At 60.6% G+C, this 18,887-nt stretch carries 15 protein-coding genes; 5 read left to right on the top strand and 10 right to left on the bottom strand.

Features of this window, described 5'->3' with window-relative positions:
* Positions 1-173: 173 nt before the first annotated feature.
* Both pepN and PMI11_RS38450 read right to left on the bottom strand, forming a co-directional pair.
* On the bottom strand, positions 174-2,822 hold the full coding sequence (pepN, locus tag PMI11_RS30730) for an aminopeptidase N (protein WP_007825264.1): 2,649 nt from the start codon (positions 2,820-2,822) through the stop codon (positions 174-176).
* Positions 2,823-3,008: 186 nt separating this feature from the next.
* The gene (locus PMI11_RS38450) at positions 3,009-4,115 is read right to left on the bottom strand and encodes a methyl-accepting chemotaxis protein (RefSeq protein ID WP_007825263.1); all 1,107 of its coding nucleotides are present in this window, start codon (positions 4,113-4,115) and stop codon (positions 3,009-3,011) included.
* Between the two features lie 453 nt (positions 4,116-4,568).
* Here PMI11_RS38450 and PMI11_RS30720 point away from each other — a divergent pair, with 453 nt between their 5' ends.
* Together PMI11_RS30720 and PMI11_RS30715 are read left to right on the top strand one after the other, a co-directional pair.
* Positions 4,569-5,507, top strand: coding sequence for a DMT family transporter (locus PMI11_RS30720; RefSeq protein WP_007825260.1), 939 nt, complete (start codon positions 4,569-4,571; stop codon positions 5,505-5,507).
* A 247-nt stretch (positions 5,508-5,754) separates the two neighbouring features.
* Positions 5,755-6,627, top strand: coding sequence for a hypothetical protein (locus PMI11_RS30715; protein ID WP_007825258.1), 873 nt, complete (start codon positions 5,755-5,757; stop codon positions 6,625-6,627).
* Here PMI11_RS30715 and PMI11_RS37815 read toward each other — a convergent pair whose 3' ends face one another.
* The 5 genes from PMI11_RS37815 to PMI11_RS30695 all read right to left on the bottom strand — a co-directional run bounded on the left by PMI11_RS37815 (position 6,628) and on the right by PMI11_RS30695 (position 10,468).
* Complete coding sequence (locus tag PMI11_RS37815) at positions 6,628-6,774, bottom strand: hypothetical protein (RefSeq protein WP_162831973.1); 147 nt, start codon at positions 6,772-6,774, stop codon at positions 6,628-6,630.
* A gap of 66 nt (positions 6,775-6,840) precedes the next feature.
* Complete coding sequence (locus PMI11_RS30710) at positions 6,841-7,032, bottom strand: hypothetical protein (protein WP_007825256.1); 192 nt, start codon at positions 7,030-7,032, stop codon at positions 6,841-6,843.
* A gap of 134 nt (positions 7,033-7,166) precedes the next feature.
* Positions 7,167-8,069, bottom strand: a complete 903-nt coding sequence (locus PMI11_RS30705; protein WP_007825254.1) for a uracil-DNA glycosylase — start codon at positions 8,067-8,069, stop codon at positions 7,167-7,169.
* 68 nt (positions 8,070-8,137) lie between these two features.
* Positions 8,138-9,433: an Hsp70 family protein gene (locus PMI11_RS30700; protein WP_007825252.1), complete on the bottom strand. Its 1,296-nt coding sequence runs from the start codon at positions 9,431-9,433 to the stop codon at positions 8,138-8,140.
* Between the two features lie 144 nt (positions 9,434-9,577).
* Entirely contained in the window at positions 9,578-10,468 is an 891-nt protein-coding gene (locus PMI11_RS30695) for a LysR family transcriptional regulator (protein ID WP_007825250.1), read from the bottom strand.
* A 104-nt stretch (positions 10,469-10,572) separates the two neighbouring features.
* On the opposite strand from PMI11_RS30695, the gene blaOXA reads away from it, so the two are divergent.
* On the top strand, positions 10,573-11,397 hold the full coding sequence (gene blaOXA, locus PMI11_RS30690) for a class D beta-lactamase (RefSeq protein WP_007825249.1): 825 nt from the start codon (positions 10,573-10,575) through the stop codon (positions 11,395-11,397).
* 36 nt (positions 11,398-11,433) lie between these two features.
* On the opposite strand, the gene PMI11_RS30685 is transcribed toward blaOXA, so the two are convergent.
* The gene (locus PMI11_RS30685) at positions 11,434-14,550 is read right to left on the bottom strand and encodes an efflux RND transporter permease subunit (protein ID WP_007825247.1); all 3,117 of its coding nucleotides are present in this window, start codon (positions 14,548-14,550) and stop codon (positions 11,434-11,436) included.
* On the bottom strand, positions 14,547-15,863 hold the full coding sequence (locus tag PMI11_RS30680) for an efflux RND transporter periplasmic adaptor subunit (RefSeq protein WP_007825244.1): 1,317 nt from the start codon (positions 15,861-15,863) through the stop codon (positions 14,547-14,549). Before PMI11_RS30680 ends, PMI11_RS30685 begins: the two co-directional genes overlap by 4 nt.
* A 296-nt stretch (positions 15,864-16,159) precedes the next feature.
* Here PMI11_RS30680 and PMI11_RS30675 point away from each other — a divergent pair, with 296 nt between their 5' ends.
* Positions 16,160-17,029: a phosphotransferase family protein gene (locus PMI11_RS30675; protein WP_007825242.1), complete on the top strand. Its 870-nt coding sequence runs from the start codon at positions 16,160-16,162 to the stop codon at positions 17,027-17,029.
* A gap of 9 nt (positions 17,030-17,038) precedes the next feature.
* On the opposite strand, the gene PMI11_RS30670 is transcribed toward PMI11_RS30675, so the two are convergent.
* Positions 17,039-17,827 carry an SDR family oxidoreductase gene (locus tag PMI11_RS30670; protein WP_007825239.1) on the bottom strand — a complete coding sequence of 263 codons (789 nt, stop codon included), beginning with the start codon at positions 17,825-17,827 and terminating at the stop codon, positions 17,039-17,041.
* A 255-nt stretch (positions 17,828-18,082) separates the two neighbouring features.
* Here PMI11_RS30670 and PMI11_RS30665 point away from each other — a divergent pair.
* A partial coding sequence (locus tag PMI11_RS30665) for an NAD(P)/FAD-dependent oxidoreductase (protein WP_007825237.1) occupies positions 18,083-18,887 on the top strand: 805 nt, incomplete at its 3' end.

Genomic DNA, 18,887 nt, shown 5'->3' with positions numbered 1-18,887 from the left:
GCCGCTCGCCCGAACTACACCTAGAGAATCACGCGTGATTCGCCTTGTCCAGAGCCGACGGTAAAAATTTATTAACCATTTGTGATTGCTGGTTTTTCGGAGGGATTCGTGGATGGCGGGCCTAGCTGTCCGGAGGGTGGAAGACAGCTAGGCGGCAAATCATTTGCGGAAAATCACCCCTTGAGCGTGCGCTCGACGATGTCGCGGACATCGGTCGAAAGGTTGGCTGCCCGCTCGATCTCGATCAGTGCCGAGCGTGCATGATCGGCGCGGGCCGATTCCAGCGAGCGCCAGGAACGCATCGAGGTCAGCAGGCGTGCAGCAAGCTGCGGGTTGCGCTGGTCGATGTCGAGGATCTGGCTGGCGAGGAAACGATAGCCTTCGCCATCGGCGCGGCCGAAGCCGGTCGGATTGCCGAAGGCGAACGTGCCGACCAGCGAGCGCATGCGGTTCGGGTTCGTGTGCTTGAAGAGCGGATTTTCCATCAGTGTCTTGACGCGATCGAGCGCGCCCGGTCCAGGAATGCCGGCCTGGATCGCAAACCACTTGTCGACGACGAGCGCATTTTCCGAGAAACGGCTGCGGAAGGTTTCGAGCGCCGCCTTGGCTTCTGCGCTGTCGGGGAAGCGATGGGCGAGGATCGTCAGCGCATGGCTGAGATCGGTCATGTTGTTGGCGCCGTCGAAGGCGGCCTTGGCACGAGCCGGGCTGCCCTCGGCATAGGAGAGATAGGTGAGGGCGGTGTTGCGCAGCGCGCGGCGGCCGGCGCTCTTGGCATCCGGGCTGAATTCACCCGGCGTGGTCATTGCGTCATAGAGGGCCGCGAAGGTGGCTTTGCCGGCTTCGGCGATCTGCTTCATGATCGCCTGGCGGCCGGCATGAACGGCGTCGGGATCGATGTTGCTGCCGAGTTCGCGGGCAATGTCGGATTCGCTCGGCAAGGCCAGCGCCTGAGCGCGGAAGGCGGGCTCCAGGCTGTCATCAGCGGCAGCCGCAATCAGCGTGTCGACGAAGGTCTGCTCGCAGACGATCGGCGCACCCTCGCGGGCATCGCGGGCGGCCTTCAGCAGGTTCGGCAGCGCCAGATCCGTCAGCGCCTGCCAGCGGGCGAAATGATCCGTCTCATAGCGGGCGAGCAGCGCCAGATCGGCCGGGCTCTGGTCGAAATGCAGATTGATTGGCGCGGAGAAGCTGCGGTTGATCGAAACCACCGGACGCGAGCCGATACCGCGGAAGACGGCTGTCTGTGTCCGCGCCGTGAGATGCAGCACCTCGCCGGCATATTCGGCGCCGTCGACGCTAACAGGCTCGATCTTGAAACCGTCCTCGGCAAAGAGCGCCAGGCTCAGTGGAATATGCATCGGCTCCTTGGTCGGCTGGCCGGGTGTTGCGGGGATCATCTGTTCCAGTGACAGGCTGAACGTCTTGGCAGCCGCATCATAGGTGCCGGAGGCGGTGACGAGCGGCGTGCCCGCCTGATGATACCAGAGCGAGAACTGCGCGAGATCGCGGCCGCTCGCATCCTCGAAGCATTTGACGAAATCCTCGATCGTGACGGCCTGGCCGTCGTGACGGTCGAAATAGAGGTCCATGCCCTTCTTGAAGGTCTCGCGGCCGAGCAGGGTCGCGATCATGCGCGTGACTTCGCTGCCCTTCTCATAGACTGTCGTCGTATAGAAATTGTTGATCTCGCGATACTTGGTCGGGCGCACCGGATGGGCGAGCGGGCCGCCGTCTTCCGGGAACTGCTCGGACTTCAGGTGGCGCACTTCGGCAATGCGCTTGACCGGGCGCGAGCGCTGGTCGGACGAGAATTCGTGGTCGCGATAAACAGTCAGGCCTTCCTTGAGGCAGAGCTGGAACCAGTCCCGGCAGGTGATGCGGTTGCCGGTCCAGTTATGAAAATACTCATGCGCGATGATCGCCTCGATATTGGCGTAATCGGCATCGGTCGCCGTTTCAGGGTCGGCGAGCACATATTTATCATTGAAGATGTTGAGGCCTTTGTTCTCCATGGCCCCCATGTTGAAGTCGGAGACGGCGACGATCATGAAGATGTCGAGATCGTATTCGCGCCCGAACACCTCTTCGTCCCACTTCATCGAGCGCTTCAGCGCGTCCATCGCATAGGCCGCGCGCGGCTCCTTGCCATGTTCGACATAGATCTTCAGCACGACCTCGCGGCCGGACATCGTGGTGAACGTGTCTTCGACGACGCCAAGATCACCGGCGACCAGTGCGAAGAGATAGCTCGGCTTCGGATGCGGATCGAACCAGGCGGCGAAATGCTTGCCGGGTCCATAACCGGCGCCGCCGAGGAAATTGCCGTTCGACAGGAGCAGCGGGTTGGCATCCTTGTCGGCGATGATGTTGACCGTGTAGGGCGCCAGCACATCCGGCCGGTCGGGGAAATAGGTGATGCGGCGGAAGCCTTCGGCCTCGCACTGCGTGCAATAGATGCCGCTGGTGCGGTAAAGGCCCATCAGCTGGGTGTTGGCTTCCGGATTGATGATCGTGGTGACGGTGACTTCGAAAGGCACCGTTTCCGGCAGGTCGCGGATGGTGAGGCTTTCGGGCGTTACCGTATAGCGTTCCGGCGCCAGTTCGTTCTGGTCGAAGAGAAGGCTGGAAAGATTGAGCTCGTCGCCATCGAGGATGAGGGGCGCGGAAAGATCAGCGCCTTCGCGGCGATGGAAGATCAGCCGCGCCTCCACCTTGGTTTCTGTCGGATCCAGTTCAAAAGTCAGGTCGACGCGTTCCAGCACGAAATCTGTTGGGCGGTAATCTGCCAGATTGATGACCTGACCGGTATCTGTTCGCATGTTCCGTGAAGACCTTTATTAGACAATGGCCGAATGTAGAGGCGGGCGCACTCTGCTGAAATTTGGCCGCCATAATTACATTAAAGTCTGAACTAAAGTTAAAGCAAATCGGCCGTGAACGCGAAGTTCACAGCCAATTTATTATGGTCAAATTGTCGTGCATGTGCAGCTGAAAGGGGAAGACTGCTATTTGAGATTGAGCGCAGTCTTGATTTCGGCGTCGCTTTCCGTTTGCTGGATGACAACGCCATACCAGCCGAGCCCGTCATAATCCTCGTAGCCGAGCGTGCGCGCAAAGGCGACGATCGAGCCGTTATTGTCGTAATAACTACCCTTGGACTGACCGGTCTGGTTGGCGAGCGCGAAATGGGTGAAGAGCATGGCCGGATTGGTGCTGGCGATCACACGGCTTGCTCCGTCGAGCAGCATGACGGTGGTCTTTTCAGCAAGCTGCGGCGGCAGGTTCGCTTCCTTCTCGACAATCGCCTGACCCTGATTCTGCCAGTCGAAATAGACGCCGAGCGTACCCAGGAGCTTGCCGTCGAGCTTGCCGCCTTCACGGATGCCGGTCGCATAAACGAGCGCATGGCGCTGGTCGTGGAGAAGGCTCGGTTTTACTTCGTCGACGATATAGTCGTCGCCGGAGGCGCAGCCCGCCGCGGCCCTGAACCAGGGATCCCCGGCAAGCGATGAACCTGATATCTTGCGCTGGAAGGTCGGGTTGGCCGATGCGATCACCCTGCCGGAGAGATCGGTCATGACGAGGTCGAGATAGACGGTATAGAAGCGGTTGATGACGCCGAGCCGTTCGGCCGCGAAGGCGACCCGGTCCTTCTCCGGCTCCTGCAATGCCTGCCAGAGCGCCGGATCCGTCGCCCACCAGCGCACGTCGGCGGTGCGTTCGAAGAGGTTGCGCACGATGAGCTGAACCAGCGTCTGCGCGAGATCGGTCAACCGCACGCCTTCCATCTCGGTGACGAGCGAATCCGCCATCGCACGGCTGAGACCGATGCGCCCGAGCACATTGCTTTCGAACTTGCTGGTGATCTCGGTGGCGATCTGCGCCAGCCGCTGCACTTCATTGGCGACGACGGCAAAGCCCTTGCCGGTTTCGCCGGCGCGGGCCGCCTCGATCAGCGCGTTGATGGCAAGCAGCTTGATCTGCTTGACGATGCTGGTGTTGTCGGCGCTGAAGCGCTCCAGATCCGTGCTGATGCCATCGGTGACGACACGCATCGAGCGGGGCGTTGCGTTCTGCGACTGGGAAACGATCTCTGCGCTGAGCGGCTTCATCAAAAAGATCCTGAAAAATAATCTGACGCGACGGGCTGCGGAACGAATGCGATTCTTTTGTATGATTAATTAGCTGAGAACGATGCGGTGGCATGGTTTGCAACCGGTTAACGCAATGGGTGCGGATGCGAACATTTTCGGGCGAATAAGCGTAAAACGCGAAGTTTTTTCATCAGAAAACGGAATTGCACAGAAAAGCGGCAGACAAAAAGCGGGTAAATACTTGCTGCCCACAGCATCGGCCCGAAAATCGGAATCGATTTTCGGAAAGACTGATGCGTCGGCTCCAAGAGTTAGAGCGTCCTTCGTGCGTCCGAATGGATGCACTGCGCTCTACCGCGCGCAGATTTTTTCCCACCGGTGCATTTCTTCGGTTACGATGAAGAAATCATCCGCTGCGTTCGAGTCGAACGCGTCTCCCCCGCTCGGCATGCCCGCATAAGAGCCTGGATTATGGAATCGGTTCTCAGAAACCCGATGAGAGGCATTGCGCTGAAAGTCTCGTCGGTCGTGGTCTTCCTGGCCATGCAGACATTCATCAAGCTGGCTGGGTCGGATATCCCGCCGGGACAGGTGACTTTCTGCCGCTCCTTCTTCGCGCTGTTTCCGATCATGGCCTATCTCGGCTACCGGCGTCAGTTGCGCTCTGCCTTCTACACCGCCAATCCGATCGGCCATCTGAAGCGCGGCACGCTCGGCATCATCTCGATGGGGCTCGGCTTCTACGGGCTTTTGCATCTGCCGCTGCCGGAGGCGATCGCACTCGGTTATGCCACGCCCCTCGTCGCCGTCATTTTCGCGGCGGTCTTCCTGGGGGAGACGGTACGCGTCTATCGCTGGAGTGCTGTCTGCTTCGGCATCATCGGTGTCGCCATCATCTCCTGGCCGAAGCTGACCTTGTTCCGGGAAGGTGGCATGGCGGCCGAACAGGCAACCGGCGCGCTCTGCGTACTTTTGTCGGCCGTGCTCGGCGGCATGGCGATGATCCAGGTGCGCCGCCTCGTCGAGGAAGAGAAGACGGCGACGATCGTGCTCTACTTCTCGATCACCGCTTCGGTCTTCTCCTTGGCGACCGTCCCCTTCGGCTGGCTTCTGCTCGACTGGTCCTCGGCTCTTTTCCTCATCGCTGCCGGTTTCTGCGGTGGTGTGGCGCAGATCCTCCTGACCGAGAGCTACCGGCACGCGGATGTTTCCACCGTCGCTCCCTTCGAATACAGCTCGATCCTGCTTGGCGGCATCGTCGCTTACTATGTGTTCGGCGACGTTCCGAGCAGTACGATGCTTTTCGGCACGGTCATCGTCATTGCCGCCGGCATCTTCATCATCTACCGCGAGCACCAGCTTGGCCTTGAGCGTCGCGAAGCGCGAAAAGCCGGTGCGCCGCAATCCTGAGCGGCTGAACCTATACCATAAGTCGAATTTCCTAGCGCGCTGATTGAAAAAATACACCACCCGCCCCTCAAAAGAGAATGGGATGGTGAAATCTTGGGATATCGCTTTTGGCAAAAATATGGTTATGAAAGTGAATTACTTTCATTTATTCAAAGCCGTGCATAATCGATAGGCCATGGATGCCGGGGGAGTTTCGGTATCGCTGCTCCGAACGCTGGCTTGCGAGCGAGGGTTGAGGAAAAGCATTATGGCGTTCACGGCAGAAGAACTGGCGCAGAACCCCTCTTTTGTAGTGAGCATTCGCTTTCTGGCCGGGCAAATGCGCGGCATGTTTGATGCGGGGCCGCGGCTGGCGCGCCTGCTGGCCTCGCATCAACGCTGGCTGCTGACACAGACGGCCTATGCGCTGCATCTGGAATATGATCCCCGGGACGTGACTTCGGGTTTCACCGCCGTCCGGCTGACCGGCAAGATCACGGCGCACAAGATCGCCAGCCGCAACACGGTGCTTGCCTTCATCGAAGAACTCTTCACCTACCGCTTCATCACCCATACGCCCGGTGACGAACGCCGCCGTCCTCGCCATTTCGAGCCGGCCGAAGTCAGCCACCAGGCAATGTTCGGCTGGTTGCACGCTAACCTCGGCGCGCTTGATCTCATCGATGGCGGAAGCCGGGCGGCATTTCTGCAGGAAAATCCCACGCTTTTCCGCCGGATCCAGCCGCGGGTCGCCTCTAGCTGCCTCGAGGATATCAACTGGCGCGAACCGCCTGAGCAGGTGGCGCTGTTCCTCTGGACGGAAGCGGGCGGTATGGTCATCGATCATTTCATGTCCCGGCTCGATCTCGAAGGAACCGATCCGGCACGGCTGGCGATCGGCAAGGTTGAAACCCGCGCGCTTGCCGGTGATTTCATGATGTCGCGCACGCACCTCCAGCGGCTGCTCGCCAAGGGTGCGCAGCGCGGTTGTCTCGGCTGGTACGACGAGCCGAAGAAGTCGCAACTGTGGCTGTCGCGCGATTTCCTGAAGGAATATGTCAGCTGGCAGGCGATCAAGTTCGCCTATGTGGACGAAGCCTTCGAATCCGCGAAGGAAAGATTCGAGAGCGCAGGCGCCTGATCAGAGTGCGATGGCGGAAGCCGGGGTCTTCACCTCGGACGGCGTGTCGCAAAGCTCGCGGCGATATTCGTGCGCGGCGCAGACGGCAGCACGGATATGCTCGAAAGAGTCGAGATGACGCAGCAGTGAAATCAGAATTGTTGACATCGGTCGTTACTTTTTGAAATGCGAAAAGGCAGGCGAACCGCCTGCCGGATCATTGTGCCGGGATTTTCAATATTCCTGGAAATCCGCGAAGATCATTGCCGGACGCGAAGTACGGCTGTTGATGCCGGTACCGCGGGCGATCATCTGTTCGTTCGTGGCAAAGCCGAAACGGCTGTAGCCCTGTGTGGTGCGAACCTGATCGCTTGCTTGGCGCAGGGTTTCAAACCCGCAATGTATAGGACGAAAACGCTTGCTCATGGCCTTGGTTCCTGTTCATTCCTCCCAAGACACGCCTTCTATATTGCAGTGCAGCATTGATTCTTCAATGCACCCTTGCAGGATGCAGCCATGCGTATATTGCATGGGCCAATTCATAATATTTTCAAACTTGGCTAATTCGTAAGCAGAGACAGCTCTTTAAGTCTAGCCTGGAAGGCCAGTAGATCGCTCCAGGCCAGCCGCTTGTTTACAGGCGCGGTTAACAGGTCTTGCGGATGCAGGCTGGCGATGGCCGGAATGACCTGATCTGCGACAGCGATCTCCTTCCACCGGCCGCGAAGCCCGTGGATCGTGTCAGTTTCGCCGAAGAAGAAGCGCGCCGTATAATTGCCGAGGAGCAAGATGGCACGCGGTTCGGCGAGTGCGATCTGTCGCTCGATGAAAGGACGGCAGATCTCTGTTTCGGCCGCAGACGGCATGCGGTTGCCCGGCGGACGCCAGGGAATGATCTGCGTCAGGAGAATGGCTGACCGCTCAAGGCCGATCGAGGCCAGCATCCGGTCCAGCAGCTGGCCCTGCCTGCCGGCAAAGGCCGATCCCTCGCGCTCGTCATCGGCACCTGGCGCCGGGCCGATCACCATGATGCCGCTTGCCGGATCGCCGCTTGCGAAAATGGTCGAGCGGGCGCTGTTTTTCAGATTGCAGCCATTGAAGGCTTCAAGTGCCGTCTTCAGTTCTGCAAGCGAGCGGGCACTCTCGGCAGCAAACCGCGCCTGCTGCACCGCTTCACCGTCGGGAATTGCCGGTTGTGGCCGTGAGGCAGGAGCCGATGCGGCTGCGTGCTGCTGCGGCGCTGACGGGGCAGGGCGGGAGGCCGCCTGCCTCTCAGGTGGCGCTTGTCTTTCCGGCTGCGGTTGCGCGGCCGGTGCCGCCGAACGGCGCGCAGCCTTCATCGCCTCGAACTCGGCGAAACGGTCGACCGGCTCTTCTTCCAACAGCCAGTCCACACCCGCCTCCGCATGGAAATGCAGAAGTGCTGCAAGTTCGGCCGGACTCAGGTCGTTGGCGGAGATCATGGTAGGACTCTAGCGGAGCGAAAACGGCAATGAAAGGGCGGGCAGGCTTGCCGGCGCCCTTTCGGCCGTTATTGCACAGTCCACTGGTTGATATCGTCGCGTTCGCCGATCAGCGCCAGACCATGCGCGATCGAGAGCAGTTCGCCGCCGGTCTCGATCTTGTCCCTGTCGAAGCGCTCGGTGAAGATGCGCCGCACGGCCGGCACGAAGGATGTGCCGCCCGTCAGGAACACCTTGTCGATGCCGGATGCATCCGTATTGGTCTTTTCCAGCACCTCGTCGAGCGCGCCTTCGATGCGGGCGAGGTCGTCGACGATCCAGCTTTCGAAATCGCTGCGCTTGATCATGCGGTGGCCGCCGCGCCCGAGCGGGGCGAAATCGAAGGGTGCTTCCTCCGCGGAGGAAAGCGCCATCTTCGTTGCCGAGACCGCCTGATAGAGCGGATAGCCTTCGTCATGATCGATGAGATCGACAAAGGTTTCCAGTTTCTCCGGTTCCAGCGCCGTACGCACCAGCTTCTTCAGATCCTCGAATTCCCGCGATGTCTTGAAGATTGACAGCTGGTTCCAGCGGCTGAAGCTCGCATAGTAGTTTGACGGCACCTCAAGGATCTTGTCGAAGCTCTTGAAATGGCTGCCCTTGCCGATCAGTGGCGCGACGATGTTGTCGATCATGCGCGCGTCGAAATGATCGCCGGCGACGCCGACACCGGAATGGCCGATCGGCGTTGCCGTCAGTTTGCCGGCCCTGGTCTCGAAGCGGATCAGCGAATAGTCCGTCGTACCACCGCCGAAGTCGGCGACCAGAACGGTCGCATCGGACTTCAGGTTCTGCGCGAAGTAGAAGGCGGCCGCAACAGGCTCGTAGACATAATGAATTTCCGGAAAGCCGAAGCGCGTCAGCGCCTCGTTGTAGCGCTGCACCGCCAGCACCGGGTCCGGACTGGCGCCGGCAAAATGCACCGGACGGCCCGCAATGATGCGGCCGGTATCTTCGGGCCAGTTCTCGCCTGCGTAATGGCGAAGGCGCCGGATGAAGATTTCCATCAGGTCTTCGAAGCTCTGCCGCTTGCCGAAGATGATCGTGCCCTGGAAGAGGGCGCTCGCAGCAAAGGTCTTGATCGACTGCAGGAAACGACAGTCGCCGGGATTGTCGATGAACTGCTGGATCGCCGCGTGCCCGGCCTCGACCTTCAGCGCCGAAGCACCGAGCTGCGGATCCTTCATGAAAGAGAGCGCGGTGCGCATGCTGTCGGCCGTGCCGGCGCTGCTGGTAAGCGATATGGAATGCGTGTCTGCGCCGCCATCGGCCAGCGCCAGAACAGTATTGGTCGTGCCGAAGTCAAGCCCAAGCGCCCGTGCCATGGCCGTGCTCCCTATCAAATATGTCGAAAATCTATGAGCCGGGGCGGATACCCCGAAATGCGAAAGGGCGCTTTGCTGCGCCCTCGAAGGTGTTTTGAGAGGGGCGTGATCGCACAGGAGAAGTCGGAAAGCAACCCGCTCTCATCAGTTTCCGAGCTGCATCCGCGTCTCCTCGGCCATCCTGCCGATCCACTTGCGGAACATCTCCATGGCAGGCGTGACGGAGCGGGATTTGAGCCGCATCAGCCAGTAGCTGCCCTTGGAAATCCAGATCGGGAAGGGCTGCTCCAGCTCGCCCGCCGCAAGCTGGCGGGAAAACATCAAGGGTGGCGCCAGCGCCACGCCCGCGCCCTGCAGCGCCGCCTCGATCATCAGCACTGAGGAATCGAAGACCATGCCCCGGATCGGCGGCGGTGTGACGCCTGCCGTCTCGAACCAACCAGGCCATTCATCGGCGCGGTAGGAGCGCAGCAGCGTCTGATGGGCGACGTCTTCGGGGGAGGAGAGCTGGCGGGCGATCGAGGGAACGCAGAGCACCGAAAGCGGCGCTTCGAACAGGGCTTCGGCCTCTATGTCGTGCCAGGCGCCGTTGCCGAACTTGATCGTATAGTCGAGACCCTCGGCGGCAATATCGACGCGGTTGTTATTGGTCGAAAGCCTGAGATCGATGAAGGGATATTGCTCGCGGAAATCGGCAAGTCGCGGCAGGAGCCAGCCGACGGCCAGCGTGCCGACGGCGCCGAGCTTCAGGACTTCGCGCACATGCCCGCCCTCGAAGCGCTCCAGCATATCGGCCATGCGGTCGAAGGAATCCTGCAGCGCCGGTAAGAGCGCGAGCCCTTCTTCCGTGATCATCAGCCCGCGCGGCAGGCGACGAAACAGGCTGACGCCGAGCCGCCGTTCCAGAAGCTTGACCTGATGGCTGACGGCCGCCTGCGTAACACAGAGTTCGATGGCCGCCCGGGTAAAGGAAAGATGCCGCGCCGCCGCCTCGAAGGCGCGCAGCGAATTCAGCGGCAAATATGGTCGAACCATGGCAATGGCCTAATCTGATTTATGCCTGACCGGAAATATCATCGTTTGATCGGGCCTTCCAGGCTGGCCTAGAAAGCCGAGGTCGAACCATATGGAGAACGAAAGTGGCTTTCGAAAGACTTCTTTTTCTGGCATTTTCCATAAGTATTACAGCAATTTCCGTGGTCAGTGGGCCGGCATATGCGGCCGATCCGATCCGCTGCACCGTCATCATCGATGAGAAGACCGGTGACACGATCTATCGTCAGGGCAATTGCGATCAGGGCTTCTATCCGCAGTCGACCTTCAAACTGCCTTTGGCCATGATGGGTTATGATTCCGGCATTTTGGTCGACGAGCACAATCCGCTCTGGCCATATGATCCGAAGCTCAAGCGGTCCCCGCGCGAGCAGAAGGATACCGATCCGACCATCTGGGAGCGGGATTCCATCGTCTGGTTCTCACAGGCGCTGACCCGCAAGCTCGGCAAGCGCGCCTTTGCCGATTACGTCAGGCGTTTCGGCTACGGCAATCAGGATGTTACGGGCGGGCCTGGCAATACGGATGGGCTGACCGAATCCTGGCTGATGTCCTCGCTGAAGATCTCGGCCGAGGATCAGGTCAGGTTCCTGCGCCGTTTCCGGACCGGCAGCCTGTCGATTTCGGAACGTGCGCGACAGATGACAGAGGCGATTGTCCCGCATTTCCAGGCGACCGACGGCTGGGATATCCAAGGCAAGACCGGCGCCGGCTGGCTGCGCAACACCGCCGGCAAGACCAATTACGAACGCCCGCTCGGCTGGTTTGTCGGCTGGGCGACGAGGGGCGACAGGCGGCTGATCTTTGCGAGGCTCTATATCGCCAATCACCGCTACAGCGACAATCCGATCAGCTTCGAGACGCGGGATACGCTGGTCGCCGATTTCCCAAAGCTGGTCGAAGGCCGCTGATGCGAATGGGCGCCGGAAGGCGCCCTTTCTGTCTCTCTATTCCGCGGCCATCGCCCGCGCTTCCGCTGCCACATGCTCTTCCGTCTTCCTGCGGCTGAGCATGCGGTGGAGGAAATTTCCGAAGCGGTCCATCTCGACGAAGATGACCGGGGTGATGAACAGCGTCAGCATCTGCGAGACGATGAGGCCGCCGACGACGGCGATGCCGAGCGGCTGACGCAGCTCCGAGCTCGCACCTGTGCCGAGCGCGATCGGCAGGGCGCCGAGCAGGGCGCAGAAGGTCGTCATCATGATCGGGCGGAACCGTCGCACGCAGGCTTCGTGGATCGCCGCTGTCGCCTTCTCGCCCGTCGTTCGCATCGTCTCCACCGCCACGTCGATCATCATGATCGCGTTCTTTTTGACGATACCGATCAGCATCAGGAGGCCGATGAGGGCGATGATCGACAGGTCGAAGCCCATGATCTTCAGCGCGAGCAGTGCCCCGAAGGCCGCCGCCGGCAGGCCGGAGAGGATGGTCAGCGGGTGGATGAAGCTTTCATAGAGCACGCCGAGAACGACATAGATGGTCAGAACAGCCGCCAGGATCAGATAGGGCGTATTGCCCTGCGACTGCTGGAAGATCTCTGCCGTACCGCCATAGGACGTGAAGACGTCGGCCGGCATGTCGAGATCCTTCTTGATCTGCTCGATCCTGGCCGTCGCGTCGCTCAGCGATACGCCTTCCGGCAGGTTGAAGGACACGGTGGTCGAGACGAGCTGTCCCGTCTGGTTGATGGTGACAGGCCCGACCGTGCGTTCGACATGCGCGAAGTTCGACAGCGGCACCAGGCTGCCGTTGGAAGAAGCGACGCGGATTTCCGAAAGCTTCTGGTCGTCCCAGGGTTTGCTCGTGTCATATTCGACGATGACGTCGTAGCTGTCGCCGGTCGACTGGATTTCTGCGGCCGCAAAGCCGCTGAAGGATTCCTGCAGCGTCGTGCGCAGCGTATCGTTGTCGATCCCGTAGGCGGCTGCCCGCTCGGTATCGATGACGATATTGGCCTGCAGGGCATTGTTCTGCGCATCCGAGGTCACGTCGGTGAACAGGTGGTCGGCGCGCATCGCGGCTTGAATCTTGCCGGCCCAAAGGTTGGTCTGGTCGGCATTCAGCGCCTGTATGACCAGCTGATATTGGCTGGCGGTCTGGCGGCCGCCGAAGCGCAGGCTCTGGTTCGGTGTCACGAAGGCCTGCAGGCCGGGGATCTTGTTGATGTCAGTGCGCAGCTCGCGCAATGTCTGGTCAAGCGGCACACGCTGCTTCTTGTCCTTCAGTTCGACGAACATCGAGCCGTTGTTCTGCGGCTTGTTGGGGTTGCCACCGATCGTCGACATCACATGGTTGACGGCCGGGTTCGCCTTGACGATCGCGGCAGCCTGCTGCTGCAGGGCCTGCATCGCCGAATAGGAAATGTCCTGTCGCGCCTGCGTGCTGATCGTCAGGCGGCCGATATCCTCCTGCGGGAAGAAGCTCGTCGGCAGCGTCATGAAGAAATAGATCGTCAGCGCGACGGAAGCGAAGAAGATCCCGAGGATGAAGGGACGGTGGCGAAGGCACCAGCCGACCGCATTGTCGTAACCGCGCAGCGTCCGCTCGAAACCGGCATCGAAGACGCGGATGAGCAGTGGCGGACGGCTGTGGTTGTTGGAAAGGCGCGAGCCGAGCATCGGCGTCACCGTCAGCGACACGATCGCCGAAGCGATGATGGCGATCGCCACCACCATGCCGAATTCGTTGAACACGCGGCCGACCACACCGCCCATCAGGAGGATCGGGATGAAGACCGCGATCAGTGACACCGACATGGAGATGATCGTGTAGCTGACTTCGCCCGCACCCTTGATCGCCGCCTCCCGCACCGGCATGCCTTCCTCGACATGGCGCAGGATGTTTTCCAGCATGACGATCGCGTCGTCCACCACGAGGCCCACCGCCAGCGTCAAACCCAGCAGCGAGATATTGTCGATACTATAGCCCAGCACATACATCATGCCGAAGGTCGAGATCAGCGACAGCGGAACGGCAAGTCCCGGAATGATCGTTGCGGTCGCATGGCCGGTGAAGAGATAGATGACGAGAACGACGAGGCCGATCGTCAGGAGCAGCGTGAACTTCACGTCGGAGATCGCATCGCGGATCGGCTTTGCGGCATCGTTCATGATGACGGTGTTGACCGAAGGCGGGATCTCGGCGTGAAGCTGCGGCAGCTTGGCGTTGATCGCGTCGACGACGTCGACCGTATTGGCGTCCGGCTGGCGCTGGATGGCGAGGATGATGCCGCGCTGGCCGTCATACCAGCTGCCCGTATACTGGTTTTCGACGCTGTCCTGCACATCGGCGATATCGCCGAGATGGACCGGCGCGCCGTTCGGATTGGCGATGACGAGCGAACGGAACTGCTCGGCGTTGGTGCGCTGCGTATTCGCCGTGATGGTCATGGCCTGCGAATTGTTCTGCAGCGTGCCGACCGGCTGTTGGCTGTTGGCAGCCGCCAGCGCCTTGTTGACGGTGTCGATGCCGATGCCGCGGGTGAGCAGCTTGTTGGGATCGACTTCGACGCGCACGGCATAGGTCTGCGCACCGAACACACTGACCTGGGCGACGCCCGGAAGCGTCGACAGCGATGGCGAAATAATGTCTTCGGCGATCTCGTCGAGCTTGCTGCGCGGCATGGTGTTGCTCTGCACCGAAAGCAGCATGATCGGCGCATCGGCCGGGTTCGTCTTGCGGTAGCTCGGGGGTGTCGTCATGTTGTCGGGCAGCTGCCGCGTCGCATGCGAAATGGCCGCCTGCACGTCGGCGGCGGCCGCATCGATATCGCGGTTCAGGTCGAATTGCAGCACGATGCTGGTGCTGCCGAGCGAACTCGACGCGCTTATTTCGCTGATACCGGGAATCGTCTCGAACTGCTTGATCAACGGTGTCGAGACCGAAGTCGCCATCGTCTGCGGTGAGGCGCCGCTCAGCTGCGCCGAAACGTTGATGGTCGGGAAGTCGACCTGCGGCAGAGCCGCAACCGGCACGAGCCGATAACCCGCGAGGCCCGCCAGGATGACGCCGATCGCAAGCAGCGTCGTTGCGACCGGGCGCTGAATACAGAAATTCGGGATCATTGCTCAGCCCCCACCGCAATCGTCTCGGCCTGCTGCTGTTGCTGAGGCACGTCAGCGGACGCGACGTTGAGCATCTTGTCGTCGAATTGTTCGTTGACCGCCTGCTGGTCGCTGAGCTGGCCCTGGCCTTCGACGACCACATGGTCGCCCTCCGAAAGGCCTGACGCGATGGCGGTGAAGCCGCCGTTGGCGCGGGCGACCGTAACCGGTGTCAGATGCGATTTGCCGTCCTTGGCCACGAAGGCGAAGAAGCCGTCTGGGCCGGGGCTGACGGCAACCGTCGGCACGACCACCTGCTGCTCGTCATTGTTGAAATGCACGACGATATTGACTGACTGGCCGGGCCACAGAGCGCCCGAGGCGTTTTCGAACTTCGCCTTGGCAAGGATCGTGCCCGATGCCGTGTCGACCGTGTTGTCGTAGAAGCTGATCTCGCCCTTGCGCACCCTTCCCTTGGTGGAATTGGGCGCCGTGCTGACTTCGACCGGACCAACAGCCAGCGCCTTCTTCAGTTCACGCAGGTAACGTTCCTGCAGGTGGAATTTCACATAGATCGGATCGTATTTGGCGATGGTGACGATGGCCGCACCCGCATTGACGAAAGCGCCCTTGCTGAGAGCGATATCACCGAGCCTGCCGTCGAAAGGCGCACGAATATCGGTATGCTCAAGGATGACCTGGTCCGAAGCGAGCGTGGCCTTATCGGCTTCGACGGTCGCGGCGGCGGTATCGCGGGCAGCCCTGGCCTGATCGAGGCTCTGCTGGGTGCCGGCCTTCTGGTTGAAGAGATCCTGCGCCCGGGTCAGCGCCGTCTCGGATTCTGCGAGTGTTGCCGTATCGCGCACGATCATCGCATTGTCCTTGTCGACGGCGGCCTTGGCCGTCCGGTCGTCCAGCTTGGCGATCAGATCGCCCTCCTTGACCGTCGCACCGTCTTCGGACTCGATGCTGACGACGAGGCCCTGTTCCTGTGCGGCAATCGTCGTATTATCCTCGGCATCGGCCCAACCGGTCGCCGTCACATCCATGGGCAGAGCGGCCTTCACGGCTGCCACGGTCTTGATCATGGTGGGACCACCGTTCGCGCCACGCCTGCGCCCGCCACCCTGCTGTTGACCACCCTGCTGCCCGCCGCCGCTCTGGGCCTGATCGGCCTGCGCCTGCTGATGGCCGTTATTCTGGCTGCCCTCAGGCTTGTTGATGAACTGTGACAGATAGGGGATGCGTGAAGCATAGGGGATCTTGTCCCCGAACTGCCAGAAGCCAACCGCGGCCACGGCTACAATAGTGACGGTGATCCAAAATTTCTTCATTAGCGAAACCGGTTTTGTTGGGCAGATTGCGTGATTTTCCGCGCTGATTGAGCCGCCTATATTGCGGCGCAAAAAAGACATAATCACCCCGGCGATGATCACTAAGCGGTTATAATGGCTTAAATTTTGGTAATGAACATTCTGTAATATTCAAACTATACTAATATATAGTCGGATAGGCAGCGTCCTCCGCCTTGGTGACCTGCCAGCGCAGGCTGTATTGGCGAACACTATTTGCTCCGAATTGCAGGTCCTGTGCGCGGGATAGAACCTGGAAAACGCAGAGGCAGACAGTCATGGCCGAGTTGAATGCCGGTGAATTTCGTTCACTCATCACCAACATCTTTCCGGAGCTTACGGCCTCCGTTTTTCGGCTCGCGACGAAGGGCTGGGATTCGATAGCCATCGATGTGGATGACAGGCTGATCTTCAAGTTCCCGCGCGATCTGGCGGCGGAGAGGGCACTGGTCAAAGAGGCGGCCCTTCTCGGCATCATCAGGCCGTCGCTGTCGATGGCGGTTCCCGATATGCGCATCCATGACGGCCCGCCGATCTTCTCCAGCCATGCCAAGATCCGGGGCGAACATCTCATCGCCGGCGATTACGAGCGTCTGCCGGAAGCGGCCCGCCAGCGCCTCGGCGACGATCTCGCCCGCTTCTATGCCGAACTGCATGCTCTCGATGCCGACCGCCTGCGCGCGCTCGGTGCCGGACCGATCCTGCCTTGGCAATCACCTGACGCGGTGCGGGAAAAGGCGCTACCGCTGCTGTCGTCCGAGCTGGTAAGTTATGCAGAAAGGATTATCTGGGATTTCATTGCTTTACCGCCAGATCCTTACGGGGTCATTTACGGCTTCTTCGACGGTCATGGCTGGAATATGGCGTTCGACCATGCTGAGGGCAGGCTGAACGGCCTCTATGATTTCTCGGATTCAGGCTTCGGCCCGCTGCATCAGGAGTTCATCTATTCGAACTTCATCTCGCCCGATCTGACATCACGCATCGTCTCGGCCTACGAGACGCTGACCGGCCGCCGGCTCGACCGCTGGCGCATCGCTATCCTCACCGGCTTCCACCGCCTGTCGGAACTCGCAGAATTTGCAGACGATCCGACCTATGCCGGCGAGATGATCGACAGCGTCAAAGCATGGGCCGCTGCTGGATGATGCAGTTGCTCAGACGGAGCGCGCAGCACCCCCGTCGCAACGGATCAGCGATCCGGTGATGTAGCTTGCCGGCTGGCTGCAGAGGAAGGCCGCCGTTGCGGCGAATTCCTCCACCTTGCCGTACCGCCCGACCGGAATGCGTGCTTCCTTCTCCACGCGAATCTCCTCGACGCTCTTGCCGGTCCGTTTGGCGGCCGCACCGTCGAGGTCGTCGAGCCGTGCGGTGAGAATGCTGCCGGGGAGAAGCAGGTTGGTGGTGATGCCATGGCCGGCCACTTCCGATGCGAGCGTCTTGCTCCAGCCTGCAAGGGCCGGGCGCAGCGTGTTCGACAGTGCCAGATTGGCGATCGGCTCGATCACCCCTGACGAGGCGACTGTCAGGATGCGGCCCCAGCCCTGCGCCTTCATGCCGGGCAGCAGGGCGTTGGTCAGCGTAATGACGCGCGCGACCATGGAGAGAAAATAGGTTTCGAGCTTTTCCGGCGACATGTCCTCGGTCGTGCCGGGCGTCGGGCCGCCGGTATTGTTGACGAGAATATCGAGCCCGCCGAATTTCTCCTGCACGGCAGCCGTTACGCTCGCGATGAAATTGTCCTCGGAAAGGTCGGCCCAGATCCAGTCGGCCCGGCCATTTCCTTGCTCATTGATCGCCTTGCAATTGGCGTCCAGCTGCTCGCCGCTGCGCCCGCAGAGAAGAACGTTTGCCCCTTCCTGCGCCAGCGCCTTCGCAATGCCGAGCCCGAGGCCGCGCGAGGAAGCCAGTACGAGTGCGCGTTTGCCCTTGATGCCGAGATCCATGATTTCCTCCATTTCCTGTGCCCTTTCTATAGGGCGCAAGTCCCGTGAAAGAAAAGCACGAAGAACGCTTTCACGGTACGCCAATAATTGACGTTAACGTAAGCGTCATATAATCTTCTGTGCTAGGGAACATCATTGTGCGAATTGGAGGATTGGCTGTCGCTTCCCGGCTCGACAATGTTTTCCGGTTTTGACAAGAGAGTACCTCAGGAATGGGGATGAACGGCCTCGAGAAGGCCGAGCGGAGACGGATTGATGACCGAAATGACTGAGCTGCCGGAACGCGAGAGCATGGAATTCGACGTGGTGATCGTCGGCGCCGGTCCGGCCGGCCTTTCAGCTGCCATCCGCCTGAAACAGGTCAATCCGGAACTGTCGGTCGTGGTATTGGAGAAGGGTTCCGAAGTTGGTGCTCATATCCTCTCCGGCGCCGTCGTCGACCCCATCGGCATCGATCGCCTGCTTCCCGGCTGGCGCGCGGAGGCTGACCATCCCTTCAATACCGAGGTGAATGCCGATCACTTCCTGCTGCTCGGCCCCGCCGGCTCGCTGCGCCTGCCGAATATCATGATGCCGCCGCTGATGAGCAATCACGGCAATTACATCGTCTCGCTCGGAAATGTCTGTCGCTGGCTGGCGACGAAGGCGGAAGAACTCGGCGTCGAGATCTATCCGGGCTTCGCCGCGACCGAAGTGCTCTACAACGATGAGGGTGCCGTCATCGGTGTTGCGACCGGCGACATGGGCATCGAGAAGAACGGCGAGCCCGGCCCGAACTATGCGCGCGGCATGGCGCTCATGGGCAAATATGTGCTTGTTGGAGAGGGTGTGCGCGGTTCGCTCGCCAAGCAGCTGATCGCCAAGTTCGACCTCTCGAGCGGCCGCCAGCCCCAGAAATTCGGGATCGGCATCAAGGAGCTCTGGGAGGTGAAGCCCGAGAACCACAAGCAGGGCCTCGTGCAGCACTCCTTCGGCTGGCCGCTCGGCATGTCCACCGGCGGCGGCTCGTTCCTCTATCACCTGGAAGACAATCTCGTCGCCGTCGGCTTCGTCATCCACC

This window comes from Rhizobium sp. CF142 (assembly GCF_000281145.1).
Lineage (GTDB): Bacteria > Pseudomonadota > Alphaproteobacteria > Rhizobiales > Rhizobiaceae > Rhizobium.
This window is presented reverse-complemented; position numbering and strand designations above follow the sequence as displayed.

Bases quoted from the DNA above. Each gene is read 5' to 3' on its own strand.
- pepN (WP_007825264.1), bottom strand. From the start codon at position 2,822: ATGCGAACAGATACCGGTCAGGTCATCAATCTGGCAGATTACCGCCCA.
- PMI11_RS38450 (WP_007825263.1), bottom strand. From the start codon at position 4,115: ATGAAGCCGCTCAGCGCAGAGATCGTTTCCCAGTCGCAGAACGCAACG.
- PMI11_RS30720 (WP_007825260.1), top strand. From the start codon at position 4,569: ATGGAATCGGTTCTCAGAAACCCGATGAGAGGCATTGCGCTGAAAGTC.
- PMI11_RS30715 (WP_007825258.1), top strand. From the start codon at position 5,755: ATGGCGTTCACGGCAGAAGAACTGGCGCAGAACCCCTCTTTTGTAGTG.
- PMI11_RS37815 (WP_162831973.1), bottom strand. From the start codon at position 6,774: ATGTCAACAATTCTGATTTCACTGCTGCGTCATCTCGACTCTTTCGAG.
- PMI11_RS30710 (WP_007825256.1), bottom strand. From the start codon at position 7,032: ATGAGCAAGCGTTTTCGTCCTATACATTGCGGGTTTGAAACCCTGCGC.
- PMI11_RS30705 (WP_007825254.1), bottom strand. From the start codon at position 8,069: ATGATCTCCGCCAACGACCTGAGTCCGGCCGAACTTGCAGCACTTCTG.
- PMI11_RS30700 (WP_007825252.1), bottom strand. From the start codon at position 9,433: ATGGCACGGGCGCTTGGGCTTGACTTCGGCACGACCAATACTGTTCTG.
- PMI11_RS30695 (WP_007825250.1), bottom strand. From the start codon at position 10,468: ATGGTTCGACCATATTTGCCGCTGAATTCGCTGCGCGCCTTCGAGGCG.
- PMI11_RS30685 (WP_007825247.1), bottom strand. From the start codon at position 14,550: ATGATCCCGAATTTCTGTATTCAGCGCCCGGTCGCAACGACGCTGCTT.
- PMI11_RS30680 (WP_007825244.1), bottom strand. From the start codon at position 15,863: ATGAAGAAATTTTGGATCACCGTCACTATTGTAGCCGTGGCCGCGGTT.
- PMI11_RS30675 (WP_007825242.1), top strand. From the start codon at position 16,160: ATGGCCGAGTTGAATGCCGGTGAATTTCGTTCACTCATCACCAACATC.
- PMI11_RS30670 (WP_007825239.1), bottom strand. From the start codon at position 17,827: ATGGATCTCGGCATCAAGGGCAAACGCGCACTCGTACTGGCTTCCTCG.